Here is a 6,683-nt window from a genome sequence, read left to right on the forward strand (position 1 = left end):
CCAAGACGCTTACCCGAGGCGTAAATGAGGTCTTATACAGCGTGACTCCGGGCTATCGAGGAACAGATAGCTTTCACTTTCGGGTCAGTGATGGCGTGGCCGGCTCGGACCGCGCGGTCGTCGCCGTCGCGGTGAACACTCCGCCTCTATCACCCGACTCTGCCGTCTCCGGCTTCTGCGGCACCATCATCACCGGCGTCCTGAGCCCCAGCGACGAAGACGGTGACAAGGTCACGTTGCGTCTGACGGCCCTGCCCAAGACCGGCGTGCTCAAGATCAATGATGTTACCGCCAGCCTGACCGCGACCTATACGGCTGCCAGCATCGGGCCGCCCTTCACCTTCTCCTTTACGCCCGATGCAGGCGCTGTCGGAACCGAGACATTCCAGTGGTGCGCGAATGACGGCCGAGAGGACTCCATACCCGGCACGGTCACTCTTGCAGTCCTGCCTTTGCCTGACGGAGGGGGCCCCAGCGATGGCGGCTCAGACGGCGGAAGTTCGTCCGGTTCCGGCACAGGCTGCGGGGCGCTCGGGATGGGTGAGGTGGTTTTCCTGACTGTTGGGTTGCTTCTCGTGCCTTCTCGGACGCGCAGGTTACCGTTTTCGCACCCTTGAGCCGATCCATATCGTATAAATAATCGCTTGCCGCGAGAGCGTGGCGCCTTTGAGCAGAAGGGCCTATCACTCGGGCAATGGGCTATCTGCAAGGATCGTCCTTGCGAGGGGCTTGCTTTGCGCTATCTGCAATGGACATTCGGGTTGGCCGTCCTCGGCGCGGCCATCGCAGGGACACTCTGGATGCTGTCGCCGGGTGAAACCGCGCGCCTTCGCCGCGAAAACGAGGAACTGGAGAAACGGCGCATCGCTCTGGAACAGGCAGTCAGCCGGCTGACCGGAGAGGACCGCGTGGCCGAAGTCTATGTGGTCGATCAGGTCAGAGAAGGCGAGGTGTTCAACGGCCGGCCTTCTGACACGGACATCACCATCATCGAATTCGTGGAGATCGACCGCGAAGGACACGCCCTGCCGTCGCGGCGATTCATGATCAATGACGACGTCATTTTCTTCGATGCCCTAGTGCTGAAGTTCGACCCTGAGTACGTGTCTCTCGGAGACGCCCTTCGCGGCAAGAGTCTGGCGCTGTTTCGCCGGATCTACGGAGAACACCAGAATCCTATCGACGGGTTTCCCGTCGACCCCAGCGGCGATGTGCCCAATATCTTTCGTGTGAACCCATCACCGACGCCCTTTGAGCAGGAATTGTGGCGCCAGTTCTGGGACTTGGCGTCCGATCCGGACCTCGCCGCCCGAAAAGGCATTACGGTCGCTCAAGGGGAGGCCGTCTATGTGCCGGTCGAGCGCGGGCAGGTTTGGAGCCTGACGCTCCAGAACAACGGCGGATTAAGCATTAAGCTGCGCCGCTCAAACGCCGACCAAACTAGCAGGCCGAGCCTCTCGCCATCGGTCCGATAAGGGACAGCAACAGCGGGTGAGCTCCGACGCCGTCCGCACCCGAGTTACGATCAGGGGGAAGTGTCATGCCGACGGGAGAGATCGTCAAACTGACACGCAAGCAGATCGCCCGCCTCATCCGCAAGCGGATGGAGACGGCCGGGCAGAGATACGATGGAGCCGAGCTGCGGCGGGCGCCGCGCTGGCCATTTCCAGGCACTGTCGAACTGAGGTATGCGACGGGCGACAACAACCAGCAGTGGTTTGCCGTTTGTCGAGACATCAGTGAGGGCGGTATGGGCGTGAAGACGGATACGTACTTCCCGCCTGACGCGCTGTTGGATATCTCGGTGCATCTGCCCGAGCAGACCTTCTATGGCCAGGCGAAGGTGCGATACTGCAAGGAGATGGACGGCGAGGCGGAGTATCTGATGGGTATTCAGTTCGTCTTCGACGACTAAGGCGCCGAAGAACAACGTGCTCCAGGCCTTCAAATGGTGCCAGGACAAAGACGGCCTCCAGGGCGAATCACAGTGCGAGCAAGAGAGATGGTCATCGGAGAGGTTCCCAAGCTCACCCGAGACGTTATCGCCGAGATCGTGCGGCAACTGCCCCATGAGGCTCCTCATCAACAAGACGACCGTAACGATCCGAGACGACACCCACGATACAGCTCACGGGGCACAGTTGAATTGCGACCGGTGTTCAGCCGGCAAAGCGATAGCCTGACGGGTAACGTAATGAACATTTCCGAAGGGGGCCTGGGGATGAGCTCCGCACATTACTTCGAGCCCGATTCGGTGGTTGACATCGTCGTACAGTTGCCCCACGCATCCTTCGCAACCAAGGCCTGTGTTCGCTACTGCAAGAAGGTCCGGGGCGAGTACATGACCGGGTTGGCTTTCATCTTCGGAAGTTGAAGGCTCTCTCGGTCAGCGTCCGCGATTAATCATCGCGGTGACCACCCAGCAGGCCGGCCCGCATCAGGTAGTACAACAGCGTCAGGATAGCCGTCAGCGTGGCGGCGACATAGGTCATGGCGGCGGCCCGAAGGACCCGGCCTACTTCCTCGTCCTCTACTTGAGTGACCAGACCATTGGCCAGAAGAGCCTGACGCGCACGCGTGCTGGCATTGAATTCGACGGGAAGGTTGATCAACTGGAATAGCACGACCATCGTGAACAGGGCGCAACCGATGACCGCCAGCGACTTGAGGGCCATGGCCAAGCCAATCATGATGAGTATGAAACTGAAGTTTGAGCCAATGCTGGCCAGGGGAATGATGCTGTTCCGCAGGGACAACGCCGCGTAGCCGTGGGCGTGCTGAATCGCATGCCCGGCCTCGTGCGCGGCCACACCTGCCGCAGCGATGGATCGACCGTGGTAGACATCAGGACTCAATCGCAGCACCCGTTCTCGCGGGTCGTAGTGGTCACCAAGGTAACTGTTCACCGGCTCGATGGCCACATCGTGGATTCCTTCGCTGTCGAGGATGGCTTGGGCTATATCACGGCCGGTCCAGCCCTTGCGAGTGGTCATTTCCTTGGCTCTCGCAAAGGTTGACTTCACCTTGAGGCTCGCGTAGAGGGCCAGCAGAATGCCTGGGCCAACGAGCAAGAAGTACTGGTGATCCCACCAACCAAGCATGTCAACCTCCTTTCGTTGCCCCCGAACGTCCTTGCAGCAGGTCGTCGAAAAATTGTACGACCGCGCGCGGCTCTGAGGTCGCTGCAATCGGAGTGCCACCGCGCCGATTGTACGTAACAGACCGCTTGACAGGCACTTAGATCATGGCCGATGGCAGGGGTGCCGGTCAATTTGGCAGTCTACGTCTCTTCCTGCAAATCCGATTCATCGAGCACCTCAAAGTTGTGGGTACGGAGGGTATCGATGGCCAAGTCCACATTGTCCACGTAGATGGCGATCGCGGATCCTTTTTGGGAGGCCAGCAAGGGGTAGGCATACGCAATGTTGATCTCAGCTCCAAGCAAGGCCGACCAGACGGTCAAAAGGCCTCGTTTGCCTTTCGGCAGGCGAACGACAACCACCTCTGCGACCGTCACAGTGAAACCCGCCTCGCGGAGAACGCGAATCGCCTCATCTGCGGCATCAAAAAGCAACCGCACGATGGCGCAGTCAACCAAGTCAACAATCGACAGGGCCAGCATCTTAATATCTTTTTTCTCAAGGACTTGCGTAATGCTCAGGAGTTGGCCCAACCGGTTCTCCACGAAGACGGAAATCTGCCGAACCGCAGGCGCTCCGTGCCCCCCCACCGTCTCCAAGGGCTTGTGCAACAGTGACATGTCTACATTTTAGCCCCCGAAACGTTGGCGACGCCAACCCCGAGCAGATCTGCCTGCCACTCTGGCAGTCCCAAAGCCAAGATCTCAAGGCCGCAGAATATGGTGTAAGCATTTGCACAAACAGAGCTTACGGTATAGAAGGCAAGAGCTGGAGGGTTGGCATCTTTCTTGCTGTAACTAGAGATCGGCTGAACGGAAGTCGGGTCGCGGCGGTGAGACTGCGCGTGGCCAAGGACTCTCGACAGCGCAGTGCCGAGAACATGTCGCGCGGGACGCTGGCAACAAGGCTTTCCGCGCAGGTTCGAAGGAGATGGAACGTATGTCAAAAATCATCGGAATCGACTTGGGCACCACGAACTCGGTGGTAGCGATCATGGAGGGCGACCAACCCAAGGTGCTGACCAACGCCCAAGGCTCCCGGCTGACTCCGTCAGTGGTGGGCTTCACGGACAAGGGCGAGCAGCTTGTCGGCCAGATCGCCAAACATCAGCAGGTGACCAATCCGGAGAATACCATTTTCTCGATCAAGCGGTTCATGGGGCGTCGTCATTACGAAGTCCAATCCGAGGAAAAGACGGTGCCTTACAAGATCGTCGGCGGGCCGCAGGATCTGGTCAAGGTGGAGGTACGGGGCAAGCAGTACACTCCGCCGGAGATCTCCGCAATTATTCTGCGTGATCTCAAGAAGACGGCCGAGGACTATCTGGGCGAGACCGTCACGCGCGCGGTTATCACCGTTCCGGCTTACTTCAATGACGCGCAGCGACAAGCCACCAAGGATGCCGGGGAGATCGCCGGCCTCAAGGTCGAGAGGATCATCAACGAGCCCACCGCGGCGGCCTTGGCGTACGGACTCGAGAAAAAGAAGAACGAGAAGATCGCCGTATTCGACCTCGGCGGCGGCACGTTCGACATTTCGATCCTCGATATCGGGGACAGCGTGTTCGAGGTGCTCAGCACCAACGGCGATACGCACCTGGGCGGTGACGACTACGACAAGGTGCTGATCGATTACGTTGCCGAGGAATTCCGGCGGAAGGAAGGCATTGACTTGCGCAAGGATCCGATGGCCCTGCAGCGACTAAAAGAAGCCTGCGAGAAGGCCAAGTGCGAGTTGTCCACGGTGCAGGAGACGACGATCAACCTGCCGTTCATCACCGCCGACCAGGCCGGCCCGAAGCACCTCCAGGAGAAGCTGACGCGGGCGAAGTTTGAGCAGTTGACCCAGCACCTGACGGATCGCTGCCGTCAGCCGGTGATGACCGCGCTGTCCGACGCGAAACTCACACCGAAGGATATCGACGAAGTGGTCCTCGTCGGCGGGTCGACCCGGATGCCGGCGGTTCAGCGGTTGGTGAAGGAACTCTTCGGAAAAGAGCCCAACAAAAGCATCAACCCCGACGAGGTGGTTGCCGTGGGTGCCGCGATCCAGGGGGCGGTTCTGGCCGGCGAGAAGGATGATATCGTGCTGCTGGACGTGACCCCGTTGTCACTGGGAGTGGAGACTCTGGGCGGCGTGATGACCAAACTGATCGAGAAGAACACGACCATCCCGACGAGCAAGAAGGAGATCTTCAGCACCGCCGCGGACGGCCAGACGGAGGTCACCATTCACGTCCTGCAAGGTGAGCGGCAAATGGCCGCCGATAACCGGTCGCTCGGACGCTTCAATCTCACCGGCATCCCCCCGGCACCGCGGGGGATCCCGCAAATTGAGGTCACGTTCGACATCGACGCGAATGGAATTCTGAACGTGTCGGCCAAGGATCTTGGCACCGGCAAGGCCCAGTCGATCCGGATCGAGGGGTCAAGTGGTCTGAGCAAGGCGGAGATTGAACGGATGCGGCGGGAGGCCGAGGAACATGCGGCTGAAGACCAGAGCCGCCGCGAGCTGGTCGAGGTCCGCAACCAGGCCGACAACATGATTTACCAGACCGAGCGGACACTGAAGGAACATGGCGACAAGGTACCTGCGAACGAGCGGGGAAACGTCGAGGCGGCGATCAACCAGCTCAAAGAGGCCATGAAGGGCGACGACAAGGCCGCCATTCAGCGGGCCATGGAGCAAGTGGCCACATCCTCGCAGACCATTGGCAAGATCATATACGAGGAAGTTGCTCGCAAGGCAGGCGGAACGGCAGGCCAGGCAGCGACTGCCGGTGCAACTGCGGGTGGGGCATCGCAGGCCAAGGCGGATGACGTGATCGACGCGGAGTTCGAGGAAAAGAAGTAAGCGGCCCAAGACCGGGGGTGCAGCCTTCCGCAGCCCTTTCTTCTGCACCCCTGTGGGAACATACATGCGGGACGCCGCGAGCGCGGTGGGGCAACGTCGAGGTTGCTGCGGCGACCGAGACCTGCCGCACGGTCAGGCGGCGGCTTGACGGTTGTGCACATCATTTGAGTCTGTTACGCCCCGGCGGCTTGCCGCTGTTGTCCCGGCACAAAAGAGGTTCAGCTCATCTGGGCGGTGCGATACTCAGCGAGGAGTCTCTCGACCAGGTCCGGCCTGGCGGCGATCATGGGAAGCGGCTCGTTGGCGTAGTGACTGAGATCCATCGGAAAGTGCTCACGACCGTCCAGAGACAAAACTTCAGCGCCCGTCTCACAGGCAATTACGGCTCCCGCCGCGATATCCCACAGCTTTGACTTCTTGCAGTAAACGGCATCGAGCGAACCGGTCGCCAGAAGCGATAGATGCATGGCCGTCGAGCCAAAGTTGCGGACCACCATGGTGTCGATCCAGCGGTGCACCACCGGGGGCAACTGCTCGTGCTTGCTCGTGGGGATACCCATGTAGACCTCGTTCCAGGTCGGCACTTCGCGCCGTTCGATTCGGTCGGCGTTGACCCAGGCACCGGCCCCGATCGAGGCCGAATACATCCGATCGGCGACCGGATCGTAGACCATGCCCACGACCGGCTGT

Annotated in this window: 8 protein-coding genes; 5 read left to right on the forward strand and 3 right to left on the reverse strand. The window is 60.2% G+C overall.

The window, feature by feature from the left end:
- The 4 genes from PLL20_11895 to PLL20_11910 all read left to right on the forward strand — a co-directional run.
- Positions 1–617, forward strand: a 617-nt coding sequence (locus PLL20_11895; GenBank protein ID HPD30691.1) for an Ig-like domain-containing protein, incomplete at its 5' end; no start/stop codon positions are given.
- A 117-nt stretch (positions 618–734) separates the two neighbouring features.
- Positions 735–1,475, forward strand: a complete 741-nt coding sequence (locus PLL20_11900) for a hypothetical protein (GenBank protein HPD30692.1) — start codon at positions 735–737, stop codon at positions 1,473–1,475.
- Between the two features lie 65 nt (positions 1,476–1,540).
- Positions 1,541–1,915, forward strand: coding sequence for a PilZ domain-containing protein (locus PLL20_11905; GenBank protein ID HPD30693.1), 375 nt, complete (start codon positions 1,541–1,543; stop codon positions 1,913–1,915).
- A gap of 72 nt (positions 1,916–1,987) precedes the next feature.
- Entirely contained in the window at positions 1,988–2,374 is a 387-nt protein-coding gene (locus tag PLL20_11910) for a PilZ domain-containing protein (GenBank protein ID HPD30694.1), read from the forward strand.
- A gap of 25 nt (positions 2,375–2,399) precedes the next feature.
- Here the strand turns inward: PLL20_11910 and PLL20_11915 are convergent, their stop codons facing one another.
- Positions 2,400–3,101 carry a zinc metallopeptidase gene (locus PLL20_11915; GenBank protein ID HPD30695.1) on the reverse strand — a complete coding sequence of 234 codons (702 nt, stop codon included), beginning with the start codon at positions 3,099–3,101 and terminating at the stop codon, positions 2,400–2,402.
- A 179-nt stretch (positions 3,102–3,280) separates the two neighbouring features.
- A complete protein-coding gene (locus PLL20_11920; protein ID HPD30696.1) occupies positions 3,281–3,760 on the reverse strand; it encodes an acetolactate synthase in 480 nt (159 codons plus the stop codon).
- Positions 3,761–4,079: 319 nt separating this feature from the next.
- Between PLL20_11920 and dnaK the strand changes: the two genes are divergently transcribed.
- Positions 4,080–5,993, forward strand: a complete 1,914-nt coding sequence (gene dnaK, locus PLL20_11925) for a molecular chaperone DnaK (protein HPD30697.1) — start codon at positions 4,080–4,082, stop codon at positions 5,991–5,993.
- Between the two features lie 218 nt (positions 5,994–6,211).
- On the opposite strand, the gene PLL20_11930 is transcribed toward dnaK, so the two are convergent.
- A partial coding sequence (locus PLL20_11930) for an inositol monophosphatase family protein (GenBank protein HPD30698.1) occupies positions 6,212–6,683 on the reverse strand: 472 nt, incomplete at its 5' end.

This window comes from Phycisphaerae bacterium, assembly GCA_035384605.1.
Taxonomy (GTDB): domain Bacteria; phylum Planctomycetota; class Phycisphaerae; order UBA1845; family PWPN01; genus JAUCQB01.